This window comes from Bacteroides sp. AR29 (assembly GCF_900217715.1).
Lineage (GTDB): Bacteria > Bacteroidota > Bacteroidia > Bacteroidales > Bacteroidaceae > Bacteroides > Bacteroides uniformis.
This window is the reverse complement of the sequence record NZ_OBMS01000017.1, coordinates 65,831-87,912: the sequence shown is the minus strand read 5'-3', so window position 1 is coordinate 87,912 and position 22,082 is coordinate 65,831. Positions and strand designations below refer to the sequence as shown.

Annotated in this window: 19 protein-coding genes; 3 read left to right on the top strand and 16 right to left on the bottom strand. The window is 49.6% G+C overall.

Features of this window, described 5'->3' with window-relative positions; all coding sequences use genetic code 11:
• Positions 1-6: 6 nt before the first annotated feature.
• Positions 7-849 (top strand): histidinol-phosphatase, encoded by an 843-nt coding sequence (locus CSD97_RS12120; protein ID WP_098032451.1) that lies wholly within the window; start codon positions 7-9, stop codon positions 847-849.
• 72 nt (positions 850-921) lie between these two features.
• On the opposite strand, the gene CSD97_RS12115 is transcribed toward CSD97_RS12120, so the two are convergent.
• The 5 genes from CSD97_RS12115 to CSD97_RS12095 all read right to left on the bottom strand — a co-directional run bounded on the left by CSD97_RS12115 (position 922) and on the right by CSD97_RS12095 (position 7,480).
• Positions 922-1,350, bottom strand: a complete 429-nt coding sequence (locus tag CSD97_RS12115; RefSeq protein ID WP_005826712.1) for a thioredoxin domain-containing protein — start codon at positions 1,348-1,350, stop codon at positions 922-924.
• 9 nt (positions 1,351-1,359) lie between these two features.
• On the bottom strand, positions 1,360-1,656 hold the full coding sequence (gene trxA, locus CSD97_RS12110; protein ID WP_005826711.1) for a thioredoxin: 297 nt from the start codon (positions 1,654-1,656) through the stop codon (positions 1,360-1,362).
• Positions 1,657-1,727: 71 nt separating this feature from the next.
• Entirely contained in the window at positions 1,728-3,887 is a 2,160-nt protein-coding gene (locus CSD97_RS12105; RefSeq protein ID WP_098032450.1) for a S46 family peptidase, read from the bottom strand.
• A 139-nt stretch (positions 3,888-4,026) separates the two neighbouring features.
• Entirely contained in the window at positions 4,027-6,192 is a 2,166-nt protein-coding gene (locus CSD97_RS12100; protein ID WP_005826709.1) for a S46 family peptidase, read from the bottom strand.
• A gap of 52 nt (positions 6,193-6,244) precedes the next feature.
• Positions 6,245-7,480 carry an anaerobic sulfatase-maturation protein gene (locus CSD97_RS12095; RefSeq protein ID WP_005826708.1) on the bottom strand — a complete coding sequence of 412 codons (1,236 nt, stop codon included), beginning with the start codon at positions 7,478-7,480 and terminating at the stop codon, positions 6,245-6,247.
• A gap of 133 nt (positions 7,481-7,613) precedes the next feature.
• Here CSD97_RS12095 and CSD97_RS12090 point away from each other — a divergent pair, with 133 nt between their 5' ends.
• Entirely contained in the window at positions 7,614-8,363 is a 750-nt protein-coding gene (locus tag CSD97_RS12090) for a DUF4369 domain-containing protein (RefSeq protein ID WP_008663699.1), read from the top strand.
• Positions 8,364-8,446: 83 nt separating this feature from the next.
• Here CSD97_RS12090 and CSD97_RS12085 read toward each other — a convergent pair whose 3' ends face one another.
• From CSD97_RS12085 to CSD97_RS12055, 7 genes are all read right to left on the bottom strand, one after another.
• Positions 8,447-9,205: a lysophospholipid acyltransferase family protein gene (locus CSD97_RS12085; protein ID WP_005826706.1), complete on the bottom strand. Its 759-nt coding sequence runs from the start codon at positions 9,203-9,205 to the stop codon at positions 8,447-8,449.
• Positions 9,206-9,254: 49 nt separating this feature from the next.
• Positions 9,255-10,430 (bottom strand): metallophosphoesterase, encoded by a 1,176-nt coding sequence (locus CSD97_RS12080; protein ID WP_022402079.1) that lies wholly within the window; start codon positions 10,428-10,430, stop codon positions 9,255-9,257.
• Complete coding sequence (locus CSD97_RS12075; RefSeq protein ID WP_005836003.1) at positions 10,418-11,044, bottom strand: hypothetical protein; 627 nt, start codon at positions 11,042-11,044, stop codon at positions 10,418-10,420. The genes CSD97_RS12080 and CSD97_RS12075 overlap by 13 nt, the downstream gene beginning before the upstream one ends.
• A gap of 4 nt (positions 11,045-11,048) precedes the next feature.
• The gene (locus CSD97_RS12070) at positions 11,049-11,534 is read right to left on the bottom strand and encodes a sigma-70 family RNA polymerase sigma factor (RefSeq protein ID WP_057088092.1); all 486 of its coding nucleotides are present in this window, start codon (positions 11,532-11,534) and stop codon (positions 11,049-11,051) included.
• 213 nt (positions 11,535-11,747) lie between these two features.
• Positions 11,748-12,674: a vitamin B12 dependent-methionine synthase activation domain-containing protein gene (locus CSD97_RS12065; protein ID WP_061412042.1), complete on the bottom strand. Its 927-nt coding sequence runs from the start codon at positions 12,672-12,674 to the stop codon at positions 11,748-11,750.
• A gap of 40 nt (positions 12,675-12,714) precedes the next feature.
• Positions 12,715-14,061 carry a dihydroorotase gene (locus CSD97_RS12060; protein ID WP_061412044.1) on the bottom strand — a complete coding sequence of 449 codons (1,347 nt, stop codon included), beginning with the start codon at positions 14,059-14,061 and terminating at the stop codon, positions 12,715-12,717.
• A 44-nt stretch (positions 14,062-14,105) separates the two neighbouring features.
• Complete coding sequence (locus CSD97_RS12055) at positions 14,106-14,861, bottom strand: polyprenol monophosphomannose synthase (RefSeq protein WP_098032449.1); 756 nt, start codon at positions 14,859-14,861, stop codon at positions 14,106-14,108.
• Between the two features lie 653 nt (positions 14,862-15,514).
• On the opposite strand from CSD97_RS12055, the gene mfd reads away from it, so the two are divergent.
• A complete protein-coding gene (mfd, locus tag CSD97_RS12050; protein WP_098032448.1) occupies positions 15,515-18,904 on the top strand; it encodes a transcription-repair coupling factor in 3,390 nt (1,129 codons plus the stop codon).
• 19 nt (positions 18,905-18,923) lie between these two features.
• On the opposite strand, the gene CSD97_RS12045 is transcribed toward mfd, so the two are convergent.
• Genes CSD97_RS12045 through CSD97_RS12030 form a run of 4 tightly spaced genes read right to left on the bottom strand, consistent with a single transcriptional unit; the run spans position 18,924 to position 21,972 of the window.
• Positions 18,924-19,568 (bottom strand): hypothetical protein, encoded by a 645-nt coding sequence (locus tag CSD97_RS12045; protein WP_005826687.1) that lies wholly within the window; start codon positions 19,566-19,568, stop codon positions 18,924-18,926.
• Between the two features lie 35 nt (positions 19,569-19,603).
• Positions 19,604-21,442 carry a YgiQ family radical SAM protein gene (locus tag CSD97_RS12040; RefSeq protein WP_005826685.1) on the bottom strand — a complete coding sequence of 613 codons (1,839 nt, stop codon included), beginning with the start codon at positions 21,440-21,442 and terminating at the stop codon, positions 19,604-19,606.
• The gene (locus CSD97_RS12035; protein WP_005826683.1) at positions 21,439-21,657 is read right to left on the bottom strand and encodes a sulfurtransferase TusA family protein; all 219 of its coding nucleotides are present in this window, start codon (positions 21,655-21,657) and stop codon (positions 21,439-21,441) included. Before CSD97_RS12035 ends, CSD97_RS12040 begins: the two co-directional genes overlap by 4 nt.
• The gene (locus CSD97_RS12030) at positions 21,658-21,972 is read right to left on the bottom strand and encodes a hypothetical protein (protein WP_005826681.1); all 315 of its coding nucleotides are present in this window, start codon (positions 21,970-21,972) and stop codon (positions 21,658-21,660) included. It abuts the gene before it with no gap.
• Between the last annotated feature and the right edge of the window lie 110 nt (positions 21,973-22,082).

The following is a 22,082-nucleotide window of genomic DNA, read 5'->3' as shown; positions in this document are numbered from 1 at the left end:
GAGAAAGTGGGAAATCTGACGAATTATCATAGCCATAGCCTTTATTGTGACGGGCGTGCCGGCATGGAGGACTTTGTGCGTTTTGCATTGAGTGAAGGTTTTACATCTTATGGCTTTTCATCGCATGCTCCATTGCCTTTTTCTACGGCATGGACTATGGAGTGGGATATCATGGACGGCTATCTATCTGAATTCCATCGTCTGAAGGAGAAGTATGCCGGACGTATCGAACTGTATATCGGTCTGGAGATTGATTATCTGAATGAAGCGAGTAATCCGTCCATCGCCCGTTTCAGGGAGTTGCCGTTGGACTACCGTATTGGTTCTGTACATCTTCTCTACAATGACAAAGGGGAAGTGGTGGATGTAGATGTACCTGCGGATACCTTTAAGACCATTGTAGACGGACATTTCTGCGGTGACTTGGAGCATGTGGTCCGTCTCTATTATGGTAGGTTGACGAGGATGCTCGAGCTGGGTGGTTTTGATATTGTGGGCCATGCCGATAAGATGCACTACAATGCAGCATGCTATCGCCCGGGATTGCTGGACGAGCCTTGGTATGATGAGCTGGTTAGGGCGTATTTCGCAGATATTGCCCGTCGCGGCTATCAGGTAGAGGTCAATACCAAAGCCTATCATGACTTGGGCACTTTCTATCCCAATGAGCGGTATTTCTCCTACCTGCATGATTTGGGTGTACGTGTGCAGGTGAACAGTGATTCACACTATCCGGAACGGATAAACAACGGACGTCCCGAAGCTTTGCGTGCCTTGAGGAAAGCTGGATATGAATCGGTGATGGAACTACACGGAGGAGAATGGAAAGAGATGCCTATCGTGTTTTGAGTGAATAGGATACAAAAACTCCTGACTTGCCTTTTTGTAAAGGTAGTCAGGAGTTTTTCTTTCTATTATGAACTATTCTGTTTTTAGTAAAAAGTCATCAATCGCCTTTTTGTAGGTAGCCTTATCGGCTGCTCCGCGGAAGAGCTGAGGCTCTCCATTCATAGGGATGAATACAAAAAGAGGGATGCTTGTTGCATTGAACAACGCTGCCAGTTCCTTTTCCTTATCCACATTGACTTTGTAGACAACGATTTTATCGGCATACTCTTTGGCCAGTTCCTTCATAATGGGAGCCACCATGCGGCAAGGTCCGCACCAGTCGGCATATAAGTCTATGATGGCAGGCTTGTTTCCCTTGTATTTCCAGTCCTGGGATTTCTCATAGTCGAACACATCCTTGATGAACATGGCTTTGTTCATGACGATAACTTCTCCGTTTGTTTGAGCATAGGCCAGCATGCAAGAAAACACGAGGGCAACCATTGCTATAATCTTCTTCATTTCTTCTTGTTAAGAGTTTTGTTCTATAACGGCTTTCAAATCCTTACCGCTGATGACACCCGAATGGCGCCATACGGCTTCACCTTTCTTAAATACGATAAATGTCGGTACTGCTTGTATGCGGTAGCGGGCAGCAAGCTCTTCGTGCTGGTCTACATCTATTTTGGCGATACGGGCAGCATCTCCTATTTCGTTTTTGAGTTCCTCCAGTACCGGATGCATGGCCTTGCACGGGCCACACCAGGTTGCAAAGAAATCAACTAAAACGGGCTTTTCTGATTGTATCAATTCTTCAAACTTTTCCATAATTTTTTCCTTTCTGTTTTTATTTATTTGTAATGATAACAAAATAGGAGGAGGATTTGTTCGCTAAATCATTATTTAATCGTCATCTCTTCAATGAGATGCGAAGCTCCCGCGTATTTGTCGATGATGAACAAGGTGTAGCGGATGTCTACACATGCTGCTCGTTGGGAGGACGGACGGAAGGCAATGTCGCCAGTCAGACCTTCGTAATTGCGGTCAAAGCCGGTACCTATCAGTTCTCCTTTGGCATTGAACACTGGGCTGCCGGAGTTTCCACCGGTATTGTCTGTGTTGACAATGAAGCAGATGGGCATTTCGCCGTTCGGCATGGCATAACGTCCGAAATCCTTTGCTTGATACAGCTGTTTCAGTTTGGTGGGGACTACAAACTCCCAATTGTCGGGATCTTCCTTTTCCATAGCTCCTTTCAGAGTGGTGTAGTAATCATATTTCACACCGTCTGCCGGAGCGTAGGGGAGTACTTGACCGTAGGTCAGGCGCAAGGTGGAGTTGGCATCCGGATAGATGGGCTGACCATTGGCAAGTTTCATGTCCATCATGCCCTTTACCCATACCTTGTGGGCGGCATTGTAGTTTTTATTGGCATCCATCATGGCAATGGAGGTCTGAAGCAGGCCGTCCGTGATGGAATATTTCAGCAAGACCATCCAGTCTGTATTAATCTTGTAGAGGCTGGGCTTGAGGATGAACTTGGCAAAGTTCTCCTTGTTGCCGAAGATGGAATGTTCAAAGCAGGCGTCGATGAAAGCGTCGCTGTTGCCTTTGAAACGCTTGTCTATGATTTGGAAAATACCGATGCGTTGTTCGGCAGGGATATACTTCATGTAGATTTTCAGCATTTCCTTGCCAACAATACGTTCCACTTCGGGGAAGGGGACAGAGGCAAAGTAGCGGTCGGCTGCCTTCTGAAGGCTGTCTTTAGCTGCTGCAATCTGTTTTTTGTCCTTGTTCTTCAAGGCAGATACCAGTCCTGCGGTGCTGGGGATACGCATGAAATCGAGTCCCGTCACCAGTGCTTCCTGAATGGCTTGCTGGTGGTAGAGGGCTGGACGGCGTTGCTTTACGATGGCGCGTATCTGGTCGAATGCTTGCTGATAGCTATTGTCGTTCAGCGAGCGTCCGCGTGCCAGGAGTGCCTCTTGCTGTGCACGTTTAGTGTCCAATACTTTCAGACGGACGAGACCTTCGTTCATACCGATGGCATTTTTCCAGTAGTTGGCAGAAGATGCATACTTGCTGGCATAGTGGATGCGTACGGCATCGTCTTGCAACATTTGTTTCATCAGAGCTTTCTGGCGGACATCGCGCACGTGGTGGCGCATGAAGTTGGTGGTTTGCATACGCTCTTCCACCTCGTCGGAAATCATGTAGCGCCAGTTGCGTCCGGGGAATCCCATGACGAAGGTAAAGTCGCCCTTGCGATAGCCGTCAAGGCTGATGGTGAGATGTTTCTTCACTTTTAGGGGAACGTTGTCTTTGCTGTAAGCGGCGGGTTTCCCGTCTTTGTCGGCATAAATGCGGAACATGGAGAAATCTCCCGTGTGGCGGGGCCACATCCAGTTGTCGGTGTCTGCACCGAACTTGCCGATGGAGGAGGGGGGAGCGCCTACCATGCGGATGTCGCTATAGGTGGTCTTTACGAACAGATAGTATCTGTTTCCACCGTAGAAGGCTTTCAGTTCCAGTTTGCGGCCGGGTGTCAGGGCGATGCCTTCGGACTTGGCGAAGCGGTCGGCTACTGTTTTCAGGTATTTGGGAGACAGATAATTGGTGCCGTTCGGGTCGTCGTCGGTTTTCAGTTGTTCGTTTACGTAGTCTGTCACGTCCAGTATCCGGTCGATGTAGGTGACGGTGAGTCCCTTGCAGGGAAGCTCCTCTTCGCGGGACATAGCCCAGAAACCGTCGGTCAGGTAGTCGTGTTCCACCGAGCTGTGTTGTTGTATGGCGCCATAGCCGCAGTGGTGGTTGGTCAGTACCAGGCCTTCGGCAGAGATGACTTCGCCGGTACAGCCACCGCCGAAATGCACCACGGCATCCTTTAGGGCAATGCCGTCGGGATTGTAGATTTGGTTGGCGGGGATGAGCAGTCCGAGTTCCGTCATGGCTACTTCGTTCTGCTTTTGCAGGTCGGTGAGCATCCACATACCTTCGTCGGCGTGTGCGGCAAGGACAGAAGATGTAATGAATAATGATAATAGGATCCTTTTCATGGTGATGTGCGTTAGAAGAGCATCTGAGAGGGGGGCTATTCAGTATACGACTGAATAGGGTTAAGTATACGACTGAATGGCATTCACTATACGACTGAATGCCATTCAGTATGGGAGGTAATCTCTCAGAGGCTTTAATTTATTCTATAATGTTCATTTCTTTTATCAGATGACTGCAATTGCCCAGTTTGTCGAGGATGAAGAGCACGTAGCGTATATCCAGTGCAATGCAACGCTGCAGGTCATTGTTGAAGTTGATGTCACCGCTCAGAGATTCCCAGTTGCCGTCGAAAGCAGTACCGATGAGCTGTCCTTCGCCATTGATGACGGGGCTGCCGGAGTTACCGCCGGTGATGTCGTTCGTCGTGAGGAAGCAAACCGGCATGGTGCCGTCTGCCATGGCGTAGCGTCCGAAGTCTTTCTTTTGAATCAGTTCTTTCAGCTTGGCGGGTACCACGAATTCACGGTCTTCGGGATTCTCTTTTTCAAGGATACCGTCGGTAGTGGTATAGTAGTCGTAGTGTACGGCATCGCGTGGGCTGTATGATTTTACATTACCATAGGTCAGACGCATGGTGAAGTTGGCATCCGGATAGGAGGGGACGGGCTGTTTCATTTCACCCAAGCCACGGATGTAGGCCTTGTGGAGCAGTTCCATTCCGCTTTCCAGTTCCATGTATTGCTTTCCGAGTTCCTGCAGCTTTTCGTTCTTGGAGCGCGAGTAAGCCGTAGCAGGGTCTTTCTCGATGGCTTTCACGGTGGGCTTTGCCAGGAATTTATCCAGGTTCTTGCGGTTGGAGAGGATGGAGTTGTCGTAAATGTTGTCTACGTATGTGTTGTAGTCGCCCTTGAACTCTCCGTTGATGGTTTGGTAGAAGGAGGGCAGCTCGTCGGCGTTCAGTGCCTTGGCAAGGGCGGGCAGGATGGCTTTGGCTACGGCGCGGTCCACTTCGTGGTCGTAGTCTTTATTGTGGATACCATCGTATGCATTTTCCAACTGCTTCTTCGAAGCTTGCAGCAATGAGTCGTTCTTCTCTTCGAGCGCTTTCTTTATGTTATCCATGATAAGGTAGGTACTGCCGAATTCGATAGCACCGCGCAATGCTTCGTTGGTATAGTAGAGCTGGCGCAGCGTGGGGGTGCTTTTCTCGATGATGGCATCAATTTTCTCTACCACACCCTCGTATTCGGGTTTTCCTTGGGCAAAGGCGGCATACTTTTTCTCGATTTCGGCTTTGGCGCCCAACACGTCATTGTCGATGATTGCCTTGTTCATACCGATGGAGTTCTTCCAGTAGTTACTGCTTCCGGCAAACTTGCTGGCATACTGGATGCGGGTCTTGTCACTGGCATCCATATACTTGCGCAGCACTTCGAGGCGTACGCCGCGCATATCAATCATTGCCTGATTCACGGCGTTCATGCGTTGCTTCACTTCGCTCTGGGTGAGGTAACGTTCTGTGCTGCCGGGGAAGCCCATAATCATGGCGTAGTCACCTTCGTTCAGACCTTTGATGGAGATGGGCAGGAACTTCGGGGTTTTCAGGGGTACGTTGCTTTCACTGTATTCAGCCGGCTCTCCGTTGGCATCGGCATAGATACGGAACATGGAGAAGTCGCCCGTGTGGCGCGGCCACATCCAGTTGTCGGTCTCACCGCCAAACTTACCTACCGAGGAGGGAGGAGCGGCAACCATACGCACGTCGCTGTATACCTTATAATAGAACATATAGAATTTGTTTCCTGCATAGAAGGGGAGTGCGCGCACTTCAATGCCCGGTTTACCCTTCAAATCGCTCTTCTCCAGTTCCTCTTTTGCCAGTTTGTTGAGGAACGGGGAAGTCAGTGCATCGATTTCCGTCACTTCGCCTGCCTTTATTTTAGCGTTGACAAGGTCGGTGATGTCTACAATGCGGTGCACGAAACGGAATTTCAATCCCGGGGTGGGCAGTTCTTCACTGCGGTTCATGGCCCAGAAACCATCTGTCAGATAATCGTGTTCCACGCTGCTGTGCTGCTGTATGGCACCGTATCCGCAATGGTGATTGGTCAGAATCAGTCCTTCCGGAGAGATGATTTCGCCGGTACAGCCACCGCCAAAGATACCTACAGCATCTTTCAGTGACACGCCGTTGGGATTATAAAGGTCGTCAGCCTCCAGCTTCAGTCCTTGCTTTTTCATCATGTCGATGGAGTTCTGCTGCTTCATCAGTTGCAACAACCACATTCCTTCGTCTGCACGCGCAGAGCAGACTGTCAGTGCGGCAATGGCCGCAAGCAAACCTTTCTTAAATGTAATCTTCATATAATCAATTATTAAGTAATGTCTTTGAATTTCATTGTCATCGCTTGTGGGCTTATGGCTTTATGGCATTGTTTCTTATTGCTTCCATAATGTTTGCAGGCGGACGCCGGTTCATCAGTTCGTTCTTCATAAAGTCCATGTATGGGGCTGCGTGACTGAAGAACTTATGATATCCTGCACAAAGGTAATTCAGTCCCGGCTCTCCGTCGGCTGTACGTGCAAAACGGTTCTTTGGACATTCGCCGTTGCAGGCAAACAGCCATTCGCACTCCCTGCATTGGGTGGGGAGAGATTGTTGCTTCATCAGTCCGAAGGCTTGTTGCCGTTCTCCGTACATCATCTCCACCAGTGTATTCTGATGGATGTTGCCCAGTTTATATTCGGGGAAAACAAAATGGTCGCACGCATATACGTCTCCGTTGAACTCCATGACGCCTGCATGGCCGCAAGTCTTTGCCATGGAACATACACCCGGTTGTTCGCCTATCCAGTTGGCAAGGGTAGAGTCGAATAACTGTATGTAGTAAGTACCCACGTCCTGCTTTACCCATTCGTCGAACAAGGCGCATAGGAAGTCTCCCCATTGTTCCGGCGTGACGGAAAAGTCTGCCAGCTGCGTGCTCTTTTCCTTGTCTGCCAGGGAGGCAAGATGGCGTCCGTCCCCATGAGGGGCAATGCGCTCCACGATGGGGGCAAACTGGATGTAATGGCATCCTATCTCCTTGAAGAAATTATAGAAGTCCAGCGGATAGTCGGCGTTGTAGTCATTGACCACTGCCATTCCGTTCCATTCCACACCGTGCTTTTTCAGCAGGTTGATGCCCTGCATCACCTTGACGAAAGAGGGCTTGCCCTGCTTGTTCTTCCGGTATTCGTCATGGAACTCCTGAGGCCCGTCTATGGAGACACCCACCAGCCAGTTGTTTTCTTTGAAAAACCGGCACCATTCATCGGTCAGCAACGTGCCGTTGGTCTGTATGCAGTTGTCTATGGTGCGTCCGTTGGCATATTTCTTTTGCAGCTCCATGGCACGTTTGTAGAAAGAGAGCGGACGCATCAGCGTCTCTCCGCCATGCCAGGTGAACAGAACCTGGGGCATGGTCTGCGAGTTGATGTACTCCTCGATGAACTTTTCCAGCAGTTCCTCGCTCATCACATGCTTGGGGTTGTCTCTATATAGTTTGGATTTCTCCAGATAATAGCAATAATCGCATGCCAGATTGCATACCGCACCTACCGGTTTCAGCATTACATAGAGCGGTTTGGCAAAAGGTGCATAGGTTGACATGTATATTTTCTCTATTTTTATGATTTATAATTGTGCAAAAATACGTAAACCGAATGAAAAATCCTTTCTTTCTATTCGGTTTATAAGGAATATTAATACCTTTGCTGGGTGTAATTCAAAAATCGTTTCTTGCATGATTAGAATGAGTGTGAACCGCATTTTACCCTTTTTGCTCCTGCTTGTGCTCTTTACTTCTTGCAACCGCAAGTATAAGATAGAGGGCAGTTCCTCGGTAACCAGCCTTGACGGAAAGATGTTGTTCCTCAAGACGCTTCGGGACGGGCAATGGGTGAACGTCGACTCGGCAGAGGTTATCCATGGGCATTTCAAGATGAAAGGCCGGGCCGATTCCGTGATGATGGTGACTCTTTATATGGACCACGAGGGCATTATGCCTTTGGTGCTGGAAGACGGCAAAATCGTGGTTTCCATCTCCAATACTCAGTTGATTGCCAAAGGGACTCCTTTGAATGACAAACTGTACGAGTTCATAGACAAGCGCAATTCCCTGGAAGTGAAGATAGAGGAGCTGGAACGGAAAGAGGCGCGTATGGTGCTGGACGGTGCCAATCTGGATGACGTGCATGGGCAGTTGGCAAAGGAAGGCGAAGCACTTGTGAAGGAGATGAACGACTACGTCCGGCAGTTCATTGTAGATAACTTTGAGAATGTGCTGGGCCCCAGTGTATTCATGATGATGTGCAGCACACTGCCCTATCCGGTGATGACTCCGCAGATTGAGGACATCATGAGAACTGCTCCCTTGTCTTTTAAAGAGAATACTTTGGTGAAGGATTTCCTTACAAAGGCGAAGGAGAACATGCAGCTGATTGAAGAGCAGAAACGCATGAAGCAAAATGCTTCTGTAGGAGGACAGAAATAAACAGGAATGAGTTGATAATGACAAACGGGAATGCCTGAATATCCTATCAAGATATTCAGGCATTCCCGTTTGTCATTATGTCTTTATCTGTCCTGGTCTTCGTTCTTCACCATCCCTTTATACTTTTCCGGCAATGCACTCTCCACCGCCGCATAAGCCTCGTTCATGCTTGCCTTGATGTTTTCTGCCCCTTTCCCTTTGGGAGGAATAGGTTCATGGATGGTCAGTATCATCCGGTGGCGGTGTATCCACTTTCCGGTGCGTGGAAGAATCTCGAACGAGCCGTCTATAGTGACGGGCACCACTTCCAGTTGCAGTTCATCTGCCAACTGGAAAGCACCTCTCTTGAAGTACCCCATGTGTCCCGTGAAGGTACGTGCCCCTTCGGGAAATACTACCAGTGACACGCCGTCTTTCAAAGATGATTCTGCCTGCCGCATGGTGGCAAGCACCTTCTTGGGGCTGGAACGGTCGACGAAGATATGTCCTGCGCTCTCGCATGCTTTGCCGACAAACGGGATTTTGCGCAGGCTCTTCTTCATCATCCATTTGAAGTTCCGTCCCAGGAATCCGTATATCAGGAATATGTCGAAGGCACCTTGGTGATTGGGCACAAACACGTAGGAAGTACGTTTATGTATTTTCTCCCTTCCATGTACCTCCACCGGAATAAGCAGTATATAGCAGATGAGCTGTGACCAGATTTTACCGGGATAGTAACCCCAGATATGCGCTCCTCCTATCAGCGAACCGATGATGGTGACCAATGCTGTAAGGATAGTCAGTACCAATAAAATGGGCAACGCAAAGCAAACCTGATAAATAATATAAAGTATCTTCATAGGTGTCGGATTTTTTATTGCTACAAAGATATACCTTTTTCTTATTTCGTCACTCTTTCTCTCTTACTAATTTTAGTACTGTAATTTCCGGCCATGCCCCGAACCGGAACGGCAGTCCTACATAGCCGATGCCAATATTTACGTACAAAGCCCTCTTGCCTTCGTAGTACATTCCTCTCCATTCCGGATAGATAAGTTCGGCAAGGGAGTGCCCGAACAAGATGCCTTGCATGGCGTGGGTGTGTCCTGCAAGCATCAGTGAAATATCCGATCGGGGCAGTACCTCGCGCCTCCAGTGGGTAGGGTTATGGCTGAGCAATATTTGGAACATTCCCTCCGTGCCCTGCATGGCTTGTGGCAAGTCTGCAAATTGGGAGAAAGGAGGCTCCCCGTCGTTTTCCACACCGATGAGGGCTATGCTGTCACCTTTGTGATGAAGGATGTCATGCTCATTGTTCAGCAGTTTCCATCCCATTGCTTTCTGCTGCCGGATTAAATAGTCCAGATTGGCGATTTCTGCTTTCGGGCTTTGCCAGTGATAGTATGAGCCATAGTCATGGTTGCCGAGGATGGAGTATACTCCGTCCGGTGCGTATAGTTGGGAGAGTATTTCTTGGAAACCATCCAGTTCATGGCTCTGCTGGTTCACGAGGTCACCGGTGAAGACAATCAGGTCCGGCTTCTGTCCGTTGACTAAATCGACCAGCTGTTTGATGGGGTCCGGATTGCCTTGCCAACTGCCGATGTGTATGTCCGATATTTGCACGATGCGGTAGCCGTCGAAACCTTCCGGAATATTTGCAGAACGGTATTCCACTTCTTTTGTATCGAAACGGGTGATGCCTGCCAGGGTACCGTAAAGGATATTGAAGAAGCTGACGACAGCCAAAACCAGTCCTATAGCGGTGAACGGGCTGCGGGGACAACGACGGATGATGAAGTGTGCCAGTACTCCCACCAGCGAGCAAAGCATGAATATGGTTTTTGGAAAGACAAATAGCATGATGGTAATTGCCAGTCTGCCTATGGCCTGCGTATGGTTTGACATCGCATTGTCGCCCGTGAGGAACATGAAGTAAACATAGCCTGCCGCTAATAGCAAGGTGGGAAGCCAATAAAGGCAGTGAAGGACTGCCTTTCTGGTTTTTCTTACTACATAAACCAAGTAAATGTAAAGGTCGGGGATGAGAAGGAAAAGGATGAAAACAAGAGTTACTCGGTGCATATATCTTTCAATTCTTCAATGTTCTTTTTAATATTGTCCAGATGTTTGTAAATCACTTTTTTGTAGAGAATATAGATAATCAACGCATCAAATACTACAAAGAGGGTAATCAGTATGGCTTGCACGCCAACGGACATCAGATGATATTCCATCACCCAATAATTGAGGATATTGAAAAGGATAATCCAGATGGAGATGCCCATCACCTCATATTTGGTCCATTGGCGGAAAGTGGTCATACGGCGGCTGACTTCGGCAACACTCATTTCTTCAATATGTGTATTCTTATTCCAACGGTATGTTTTCCAGTCCCACCACATGCCTGCGAGAATGCTGATGGCAATGAATCCTAAAAAGGGAACAATCTTTTCTTGTAGTTGTTCGTTGAAACCGAAGGTGGGCAGTAGCAGCCATATAAGAAGAAGGGTAGCCAGACATATCGTTCCTATTCCGATAGAGAAGCGTTGTATGACTACGAGGCGTCCCAGACTTTTGCGGGTATTTGCCTTGTAGCCGGCAATCAGTTCTGTAATCTGCTGTTCATCAGCAATCGGTTCTTTCTGCAACTGTTCATTCAGTGCGTTCCATGATTTCTTCAGTTCATCCAGTTCCATATATCTATTCCTCCTTATTCATTCTTTTCAATTTGTCTTTGATGCGGCTGAGCTTGGTGGCAACGTTTGTCAAAGTCAGCCCGGTGATTTCGGCAATTTCTTCGTAGCTTTTCTCTTCCAGATAGAGCAGGATGATGGATTTTTCCAATTGTCCCAGCCGGTTTATCATCCGGTAGAGTTGCCGTAGCATGGCTTGTGTCTCGTCGGTTTCTTCAGTCCGGTCGGCTTCTTGGTTGAGGGTAACGATTTCGGGGATGTTCTTTTCTTTGCGGATAAAGCTGATGCACGTGTTCAGTGCGATGCGGTAAATCCATGTTGAAATCTTGCACTCCCGCCGGAACTTGGGAAATGCTTTCCATAAGTTGAGTACCACTTCCTGATACAAGTCGTTGAGGGTAGCGTTGGGCGTGGTGTACAGATAGCACACCTTATATATCACGCGCTCATACTCTCGTACCACGGATACAAACTCTTGTTCTGCATTTTCCATCTTTTTGCTTCTTTCGAGTTGCTTTGCACTGTTAGTCGCGGAAAGGGGCGATAAATCACAGTTCAAAAGGATTATTTTTTATGGCACATAGGTGACACAGATTAAACAGATGACCACAGATGAGAAATTCATGATGAACAAAATTATCAGTGAAAATCTGTTTAATCTGTGTCGTCTGTGTAACTCCTTTTTCAATGTACCGAATTATCAGCATTATGATACGCTTTCTAAATTTCCTGCCAGAAACTTCCGCATATTCCCTATTGGCATTCCTCGGCGGCGGGCGTAATCTTCCAGCTGGTCCTCTCCAATCTTGCCCACTGCAAAGTATCGGGATGCGGGATGTGCCAGCATCATGCCGCAGACGGAGGAGTGAGGATGCATGGCTCCATGTTCAGTCAGCGTGATGCCTATCTGTTTCATGCCGAGCAGTTCGTCCAGCAGGAAATTCACGGATTGGTCGGGTAGGGAGGGGTATCCCACAGCGGGGCGGATGCCTTGGTACTTCTCGACCAGCAAATCCGGAATGGACAAGGATTCGTCGGGGGCATAGCCCCAAGCCTCCTTGCGGACATATTCGTGCATCTTTTCTGTGGCGGCTTCGGCGAGGCGGTCGTTCAAGGTTTGTACAAGGAGATGTTTGTAAGGGTCGTTCTTGTAAGTCTCTTCGGCCTCTTCACTGATGGTAGAGGCGAAAAGCCCTACGATGTCGGGCGTGCCTGAAGAGAGGGGACGTACAAAATCACTCAGACAGAGAAATGGACCGCCATCGGGTTGTGGTGTCTGCTGTCGGAGCAGAGGGAAGGTTGTTCCTTCTATCAAGAGGTTATCTCCGTCTGCATTTGCCTGGCAAAGCCTGAAGATGCAATGGATGGAGATTGTTTCGTCCAGTCGGTCGAGCATTCTATTGGCTTCCTTGAAGAGCTGCATGGCTTCGGAAGCTTTGGTACGTTCCTCCTCGGGAAAGGTCGTCAGCCAAAGTGCACGGCAGGAATCGCAGCCATGGATGTTGGCAATAGCCGCAAAGCGAGGCTGGAAGCCCCAGGCATGGAAGAAATAAATCCAGTTGATGTAAGGGGTTACTTCATGAATCCGATACGAAAGCAATTCATGCCCCGGTGCCAGTATTGTCCTTTTCATCCCATTTAATCCTTAATCCCTAATCCTTAATTCCTAGCCTTCACTCCCCAAATCTCAGTTCCTCGCCACGATAAGCATCGTCCACCATGCCGTCGCTATAAACGGGATGTCCGTTGGCAAAAGTCCTTTCCACTTTCCAGTTGAAGGTATGTCCTTCCAATGGGCTCCAGCCGCATTTGCTCAAAACTTTGTCGGCTGTCACTTCCCACGGGGTATCGGGGCGTACCAGCACAAGGTCTGCCCGGTAACCTTCACGGATATAGCCGCGCTCGTTGATGCGGTAAATTTGTGCGGGAGCATGGCACATTTTTTCAACGATGGTTTCGAGTGTGAATACTCCCTCATCCACCAGTTGCAGCATGCTGACAAGTGAGAACTGTATCATCGGCATGCCGGACATGGCCTTCAAGGCACCTCCTTCTTTTTCGGAGAGCAGATGGGGCGCATGGTCGGTGGCTATAACGTCTATCAGGCCGGAGTTGACGGCTGCACGCAGGGCATCGCGGTCGGCTTGCTTCTTAATGGCAGGATTGCACTTGATACGTGTGCCCAACGTGCGATAGTCACTGAGCGTGAAGAGGAGATGGGCAACGCATGCTTCGGCGGTGATATGCTTCTCGGAAAGTGAATAGTCATTGAACAGTTGCAGTTCCTTGGCTGTGGACACATGCAGAATATGCAGCCGTGCACCGGCAATCCTTGCCAGCCGTACTGCCAGCTCAGAAGATGCATAGCATGCTGCCGAGGAGCGGATGTAGGGATGCTTGCCTATGGGAATATCATTCTCTCCGGCAAACATTTCCTTATACTTGGCAATATTGTTCTTGATGGTTTCCTGGTCTTCGCAGTGGGCGGCAATCAGCATGTCTGTACCGTTGAAGATGTTCAGCAGGCTGTTCATCTTGTCTACCAGCATGTTTCCGGTACTGGAGCCCATGAATAGCTTGATACCGCAGACGCGGTGCTTGTCCAGCTTGCCGAATTCGCTGTAATTGTCGTTTGTTGCGCCGAAGTAGCAGGAATGGTTTACGATACACTTCTCGTTCAGCAAATCAAGTTTGGCGTTCAAGGCATCCAGCGTAGTGGTCACCGGATTTGTATTGGGCATATCCATGATGGAGGTCACACCACCTGCGGCAGCCGCACGGCTTTCGGTGAGGATGTCCGCTTTGTGGGTCAGCCCGGGATCGCGAAAATGTACATGGTCGTCGATGATGCCAGGCAACAGATAGCATCCGGTGGCATCTATGGTCTCGTCACAAGGGGCGGAGAGAGGTTTCCAGTTGGTCAGTACCTCTGCAATGCGCCCGTCTTCTATCACTACGGAACCTTTCACGGATTGTCCTTCGTTGACAATCGTAGCGTTATGTATCAATGTTCTTTTCATATCTTCCTAATATTTATAGTAAACCCCTATCACTCTATCACCTATCACTTCATCTCCTTATCTACGGTAGGATATTTATGGAACCAACTGTTCCATTTCAACCGAATCACTCCGAATACGGCTTCACCAAAAATACTGCTGTTCATTTTGGAGGTGCCCAGTTCGCGATTGATGAAGATGACAGGCACTTCCTTTACCTTGAAGCCGCATTTGTAGGCGGTGAATTTCATTTCTATCTGGAAGGCGTATCCTTTGAAGCGGATGCCGTCCAGATTGATAGTCTCCAATACCCGGCGGCGGTAACATACAAATCCGGCTGTAGTGTCGTGGATGGGCAGCCTGGTGATGAAGCGCACATACTTGGAGGCAAAATAAGACATCAGTACACGTCCCATGGGCCAGTTCACTACGTTCACACCACTCACATAACGTGAACCGATGGCTACATCGGCACCCTCTTCGGAGCAGGCGCGGTAGAGTCGCGGCAAGTCTTGGGGATTGTGGCTGAAGTCGGCATCCATTTCGAATACATACTCATAACCTCGTTGCAATGCCCACTTAAAGCCGGCTATGTAGGCTGTACCCAGTCCTAACTTTCCTTTGCGCTCCACCATGAAGAGGCGTTCGGGAAACTCCTGCTGCAAGGTCTTTACAATGGCAGCCGTTCCGTCCGGCGAACCGTCTTCAATGACAAGGATGTGAAAACCATGTTTCAGAGCAAAAACGGCACGGATGATATTTTCTATATTCTCCCGTTCATTGTAGGTGGGGATGATGACAATGCTGTCTGATGTTTGCATACTTATAGGTAATGGGGGTTATAACTGGGAACAAATGTAATACATTTCTTTTTTATCTGGCAGCATTTTCACACAAATCTTGATTTTGCAAAGTTCTGGCGCCACGACTCTTTCATTTATGTAGTTCCTTCTAACTCCTGACTATGAGGAATGCAGGTTAAATCAAAGAACCGTATGCTTGACTTTGAACTTTAGCCTCAATCTTTAGCTATTCCCGTTTCAATCATTAACAGAAAACATTCAAACTATTAAAGAAAAACTTTCGAAGTATAAAGGATAAAGTGGGTAGATATAGGGAGAAAAAGTGCTCTTCAGTCTTGGTCTGTCTATCCCAAGCCTTGGGATAGACAGACCAAACCCTGGGATACATGTCCGCAGGCTGGGGATAAACTTTGTGTAACATAACTCCTGAATAGGGATTGTGCAGGCTGTGTTATTCATAATTGGAGGAAAAGAAGTTTCATTGCCTTCCCCGATAAATAGGGCGATACAGAAAAAAGGTGAAGGATGTGCAGGCTGACAGCAGAAAGATTATTTCAGAGAACATAGTTGCCGACAGGTCAAAGCTAAAGATTATTTGTGTATTTTTGCACCGAATTTATTTCGGTAGGATACCTTATGAGAGGTAATACCGGGGGAAAAAGCGCAAAGCAATGAATATAACTGAACTGCAACAATCTTATGCTTCCCATCCCAATGTAGAGGGGGTGTGCAGGCTTCTGAAAGATAACTCTGTCCGTCACCTATATTGCGGAGGTTTATATGCCTCTGCCGCTTCTTTGTTTTCGTCTGTATTGGTTCAGCGGGCTACTTGTCCGCTCGTTTTCATTCTGGGCGATATGGAGGAAGCCGGTTATTTCTATCATGATTTGACGCAGATATTGGGGACAGAGCAGGTATTGTTTTTTCCTTCTTCGTTCCGCCGCGCCATCAAGTACGGGCAGAAGGATGCGGCAAACGAAATACTCCGTACAGAAGTGCTGAGTCGCCTGCAAAAAGGAGAAGAGGGGCTTTGCGTGGTGACCTATCCGGATGCGCTGGCCGAAAAGGTGGTCTCACGTAAGGAACTTGGAGACAATACACTGAAACTGCATGCAGGCGAGAGGGTGGATATGAACTTCGTGACGGACGTATTGCGCAGCTACGGTTTCGAATATGTGGACTACGTCTACGAGCCGGGGCAGTATGCCGTTCGTGGCAGTATTATCGACGTCTTTTCCTTCTCTTCCGAATATCCCTTCCGTATAGACTTTTTCGGCGATGAGGTGGAAAGCGTCCGTACCTTCGAGGTGGAAACACAGCTCTCGAAGGAGAAGAAAGAAAGCATCGTGATAGTTCCCGACTTGAGCCATAGCCTGGAAAAAAAGGGAAGCGGCGGCATGGTGTCGTTCCTCGATTTCCTTCCGTCGGACAGCTTGCTTGCCATGCGCGACTTTCTCTGGCTACGCGAACGCATCCAGACCGTGCACGACGAATCGCTCACCCCACAGGCCATCGCCGCCCGTGAGTCGGAGGAGAATGGAGCCATCACGCTGGAAGGCAAGCTGATTGATGGTGGCGAGTTCACCCTGCGCGCCCTCGATTTCCGCCGGATGGAGTTCGGCAACAAGCCCACCGGAACGCCGGATGCTACCGTCTCGTTCCATACTACGGTACAGCCTATCTTCCATAAAAACTTCGACATGGTGGCGGAGAGTTTCCGCGAATACCTCTCCCGTCACTACACCATCTACATATGCAGCGACAGCCTGAAACAGACCGACCGCATCCGTGCCATCTTTGAGGACCGTGGAGACAACATATCCTTTACCGCCGTGGAACGGACACTGCACGAAGGCTTTGCCGACGACACTTTGCGTATCTGCGTCTTTACCGACCATCAGCTGTTCGACCGCTTTCACAAGTATAACTTGAAGAGCGACAAGGCACGCAGCGGCAAGGTGGCCTTGAGCCTGAAGGAGCTGAACCAATTCACCCCCGGCGACTATGTGGTGCATACCGACCACGGTGTGGGGCGTTTTGCCGGACTGGTACGTATCCCCAACGGTGACACCACGCAGGAGGTGATGAAGATTGTCTATCAGAACGAAGATGTGGTGTTTGTCTCCATCCACTCTCTGCACAAGGTTTCCAAGTACAAGGGAAAGGAGGGTGAAGCGCCCCGCCTCAACAAGCTCGGCACCGGAGCCTGGGAGAAGCTGAAAGACCGCACCAAGACGAAGATAAAGGATATTGCCCGCGACTTGATAAAACTCTACTCGCAACGCCGCGAGGAGAAGGGGTTCCAATACAGTCCCGACAGCTTCCTGCAACGGGAGTTGGAAGCCTCCTTCATCTATGAGGATACCCCCGACCAAAGCAAGGCTACTTCCGACGTGAAGGTCGACATGGAGAGTGCCCGTCCGATGGACCGCCTGGTGTGCGGTGACGTGGGCTTCGGCAAGACGGAGGTGGCTGTTCGTGCCGCTTTCAAGGCTGTGGCGGACAATAAGCAGGTGGCTGTACTGGTGCCCACTACCGTACTTGCCTATCAGCATTTCCAGACCTTCAAGGAGCGCTTGAAAGGCTTGCCTTGCCGGGTGGAGTATCTGAGTCGTGCCCGCACCGCTGCTCAGGCAAAGGCTGTAGTGAAAGGGCTTGCCGAAGGGGAAGTGAATATTCTTATCGGTACCCACCGTATCCTGGGAAAAGACGTTAAGTTCAAAGACCTTGGTTTGTTGATTATTGATGAGGAGCAGAAGTTCGGCGTCTCCGTCAAGGAGAAACTCCGCCAATTGAAGGTGAATGTGGATACGCTGACCATGACGGCTACACCCATTCCCCGTACCTTGCAGTTTTCGCTGATGGGTGCGCGCGACTTGAGCGTCATCCAGACACCGCCGCCTAACCGCTATCCCATCCAGACGGAAGTGCACACCTTCAACGAGGAAATCATTGCCGACGCCGTCAATTTTGAGATGAGCCGTAACGGGCAGGTATTCTTCGTGAATAACCGTATTTCCAATCTGTTTGAGTTGAAGGCCATGATAGAGCGGCACATTCCCGACTGCCGTGTCTGTATCGGACACGGACAGATGGAGCCTGCCGAACTGGAGAAGATAATCTTTGATTTCGTCAATTACGATTACGACGTGCTGCTTGCCACTACCATCATCGAAAGTGGCATCGACATACCCAATGCCAATACCATTATCATCAACCAGGCGCAGAACTTCGGCCTCAGTGACTTGCACCAGATGCGCGGACGTGTGGGGCGGAGCAATAAAAAAGCTTTCTGTTACCTGCTGGCACCGCCTTTGTCCTCCCTTACTCCCGAAGCAAAACGACGCCTGCAAGCCATCGAGAACTTCTCCGACCTGGGCAGTGGCATCCACATTGCCATGCAGGACCTTGACATCCGTGGCGCAGGCAATATGCTCGGTGCCGAACAGAGTGGTTTCATTGCCGACCTAGGCTACGAGACGTATCAAAAGATTCTCTCCGAAGCTGTGCACGAACTGAAGACCGACGAGTTTGCCGACCTTTATGCCGAAGAACTGAAAGCAGACGGAGGCGTCATCAGTGGCGAGCAGTTTGTGGACGAATGCCAGGTGGAAAGCGACCTCGAACTTCTGTTGCCTGCCGATTACGTGACTGGCAGCAGCGAGCGTATGTTGCTCTATCGCGAGTTGGACGGATTGACACTCGACAAGGATGTGGATGCTTTCCGTTCCCGCCTCGAAGACCGCTTCGGCCCGATTCCTCCCGAAACGGAAGAACTGCTGCACATCGTTCCCTTGCGACGCCTGGCTGCCCGCCTCGGCGTGGAGAAAGTCTTTCTGAAAGGTGGGCGCATGTCCCTGTTCTTCGTCTCCAATCCGGACAGCCCGTACTATCAGAGCCAGGCTTTCGGTAAGGTCATTGCCTACATGATGAAGTACACCCGGCGTTGTGACCTGCGCGAACAGAACAACAAACGGAGTATGTTGGTGAAGGATGTCAAGACGGTAGAAGAAGCTGTCTGTGTGTTGCAGGAGGTAGTGGCAATGCAGGTGGAAGAGTAAACTGTTGCCACTCCTGCCACTAACGTCCGAACTGCAAGGCGAATCCCAAATTGAAGAAAGTGATGTTGTTTTTGAACCAGCTATGGTCTACTCCGTCATCATACCCGTCTGTGTTATAAAGTCGTGCATCGGGGTTGGCAAACCAGTCTGCTGTCAGGAAATCACAGCGAATCATGCCCGAGAGTTTACGGCTGATGCGGAACTCATAGCCTGCTGCGAAAGTTATTCCACAATATCCTTTATGGAAAAGGTGTCCGTTCCGTTCACCGCGTTTATATGTCCGTTCCTGATAGTTCATATACCCGATGCCGAACGAGAGGAACAGTCCTTGATTCCCGTTGCTCCACAAGGGCCGGTATGTGATGTTGGGGCGTATGCAGTGCAGATGTGCCTTATCCGGCAGGCGTGCCATGCGTAGATAGTCATATTGAAGTCCTGCGGCAAATAGGGGCGTGATGTAGTAGCGGCCTTCTGTCATCAGGTCATATCCCACCCGGTTGCCATTCTTGCTGAAGAAGTCGTTACGGTTTCCCTCTACATGAGGTAAGGATACACCGCCACCGAAGATGATACTGTAATTTTGCGGCAGGCATTCGCTTTGTGCCAGCAGACCTGTCGCTCCAATGGGGAGTAGGGATAGGCAGAGGAGGAGGAATCGTTTCATGCAGTTGCTGTGAGTTTCTTGGAAATATCGTATTTTTATCGTTTCCCGTATAGCTTGTCTATCAAATCCGTCCGTCCTATCCGGCGCAGTTCGTTTATGATGTTCCTGCGCTCTTCGGGTTTGTACCAGAAGAAGAATTGGCGTTGAGCCAGTTTCTCGCGCTGCGTTTTGGCACTGAATACCGGTTCCAGCGTATAAGGATGGAAGCCCGTGTACCATGCTTCGGTGGCAACGGTCATGGGAGTAGGGGTAAAGTCTTGCACTTGTTCCAGATGGAAGTCCAGTCGCTTGGTGATGACGGCAAGTTCTGCCATATCTTCCTCCTTGCATCCGGGATGGCTGCTGATGAAATAAGGAATAAGCTGCTGGCGTAGTCCTTCTTCATGGTTAATCCTGTCGAATATCTTCTTGAACTCACCGAACTGGCTGAACGGAGGCTTGCGCATGATGTTGAGCACGCGGTCTGACGTATGCTCCGGTGCTACCTTCAGGCGACCGCTGACATGGCGGGCAATGAGCTCGCGGGTATATTCCTGCGTACTTTTGTTAGTGTTCGGGTCCTTGCTCTGGTGCAGCAGCAGGTCATAGCGTACACCGCTGCCAATGAAGGACTTCTTGATGCCGGGCAGGGCATCTACGGCATGATAGATGTCGAGCAGCGGACGGTGGTCCGTATTCAGGTTGGGGCATACCTTGGGGTAGATGCACGACGGGCGTTTGCATTTCCTGCAGACGGCCTCATCCCGTCCCTTCATGCGGTACATATTGGCCGACGGGCCTCCCAAATCGCTCAAATAACCCTTGAAGTCTGGCAGCTCCGTGATGGCTTTCACCTCTTTCAGAATGCTCTCCTTGCTGCGGCTTACGATGAATTTGCCCTGGTGTGCGGAGATGGTGCAGAAGGCACATCCTCCGAAACATCCGCGATGCAGGTTGACGGAGAACTTTATCATGTCGTATGCCGGAATACGTTTTCCCTTGTATTTGGGATGGGGCAGGCGCGTGTATGGCAAGTCGAAAGAACGGTCGAGTTCAGCTTCCGTCAAAGGGGGATAGGGAGGATTGACTACTACCGTCAGCTTGCCGCTCTTTTGCAAGATGCGGGATGCTGTATATTTGTTGCTTTCCTCCTCGATATGACGGAAGTTGGCAGCTTCTTTCTTTTTATCTTTCAGACATTCTTCATGGGAAAAGAGGGTGATATCCCCTTCTTGTACCACTACTTCCTTGTCAAGGTAAACCATTTGGGGAATATCGGCGATGAGCTTTTTGAAGCTTGGGGCGTCCATCTGTGTCTGTTGGCGTTTCAGCCTTTCCGCAAGTTCCACCACCGGTTTCTCTCCCATACCGTAGATGAGTGAGTCGGCTCCGCTGTCGAGGAGGATGCTGGGGCGTACACGGTCCTGCCAATAGTCATAGTGCGTCAGGCGGCGCATGCTTGCCTCGATGCCGCCCAGTACGACGGGGACATCGGGGAATAGCTTCTTTAATATCTGGGTATATACAATGGAAGGGTACTCCGGACGCATATCCGGACGTGCATCCGGGGTATAGGCGTCATCACTGCGCAAGCGTTTGTTGGCAGTATATTTGTTGACCATCGAATCCATACAGCCGGGACTGATGCCGAAGAACAGACGGGGACGTCCCAGTTTTTTGAAGTCGCGCAAGTCGTCGCGCCAGTTGGGTTGGGGGATGATGGCTACGCGCAATCCTTCTGCTTCGAGGATGCGGCCTATGACGGCGGCTCCAAAAGAAGGGTGATCCACGTAGGCGTCACCGCTGAAAAGTATTACATCCAATTCGTCCCAACCACGTAGTTCCACTTCTTTCTTGGTAGTAGGAAGCCAGTCTGTAAGGCGATATTCTTTCATTTGCACATTAAAAACTGTAATGTCATCCGTTCTCCGTCGTAAATCTCACGGAAGCCTATCTGCTGCTCGGAAAGATACTCTTTCATGTCATTGAAGGCAGCAGCGTCGTCCATGATGATTTCCAGCTTCTCGCCTTTTCCGGCCTCGCACATGGCTTTGATGGCAGGGATTAAAGGGCTGTAATGCTGTTGTCCGCAGGTGTCGATGGTTTTCATTTATTCTTCTTCTATGGTGTCTTGTTGGGAAAGCCATTGCAGATAGAGCTTGATGAGCTGTTGTAGTCCGAAGGCCTTCATGTTGTTGTGATAGATAACGTCGATACAGAGGTCGAGCAGGTCTTTGCTGTCTTCCTCTTGCGCGGCGATGAGGGAGCGGATGTTCAGTTTCAACTTGTCGAGCACGGTTTCGTCCACAATACCGTTGCTGTCGATGAGATGGCGGAAGAGGCCGTATTTCTCGATGGTGGCAAGATTCTCTTCAGAAACTTCTAAACTACGGGTTCCGCTGGGGTTGGCTTGTATAGTGTACATGATGTTTAATGTTTAGTGGTTAATGTTTAATGATTAATGGAAGCAAAGATAGTTTTTTCACTACAGATTACACAGATTTTCACAGATTATTTATAGGGATTGCTATTTTG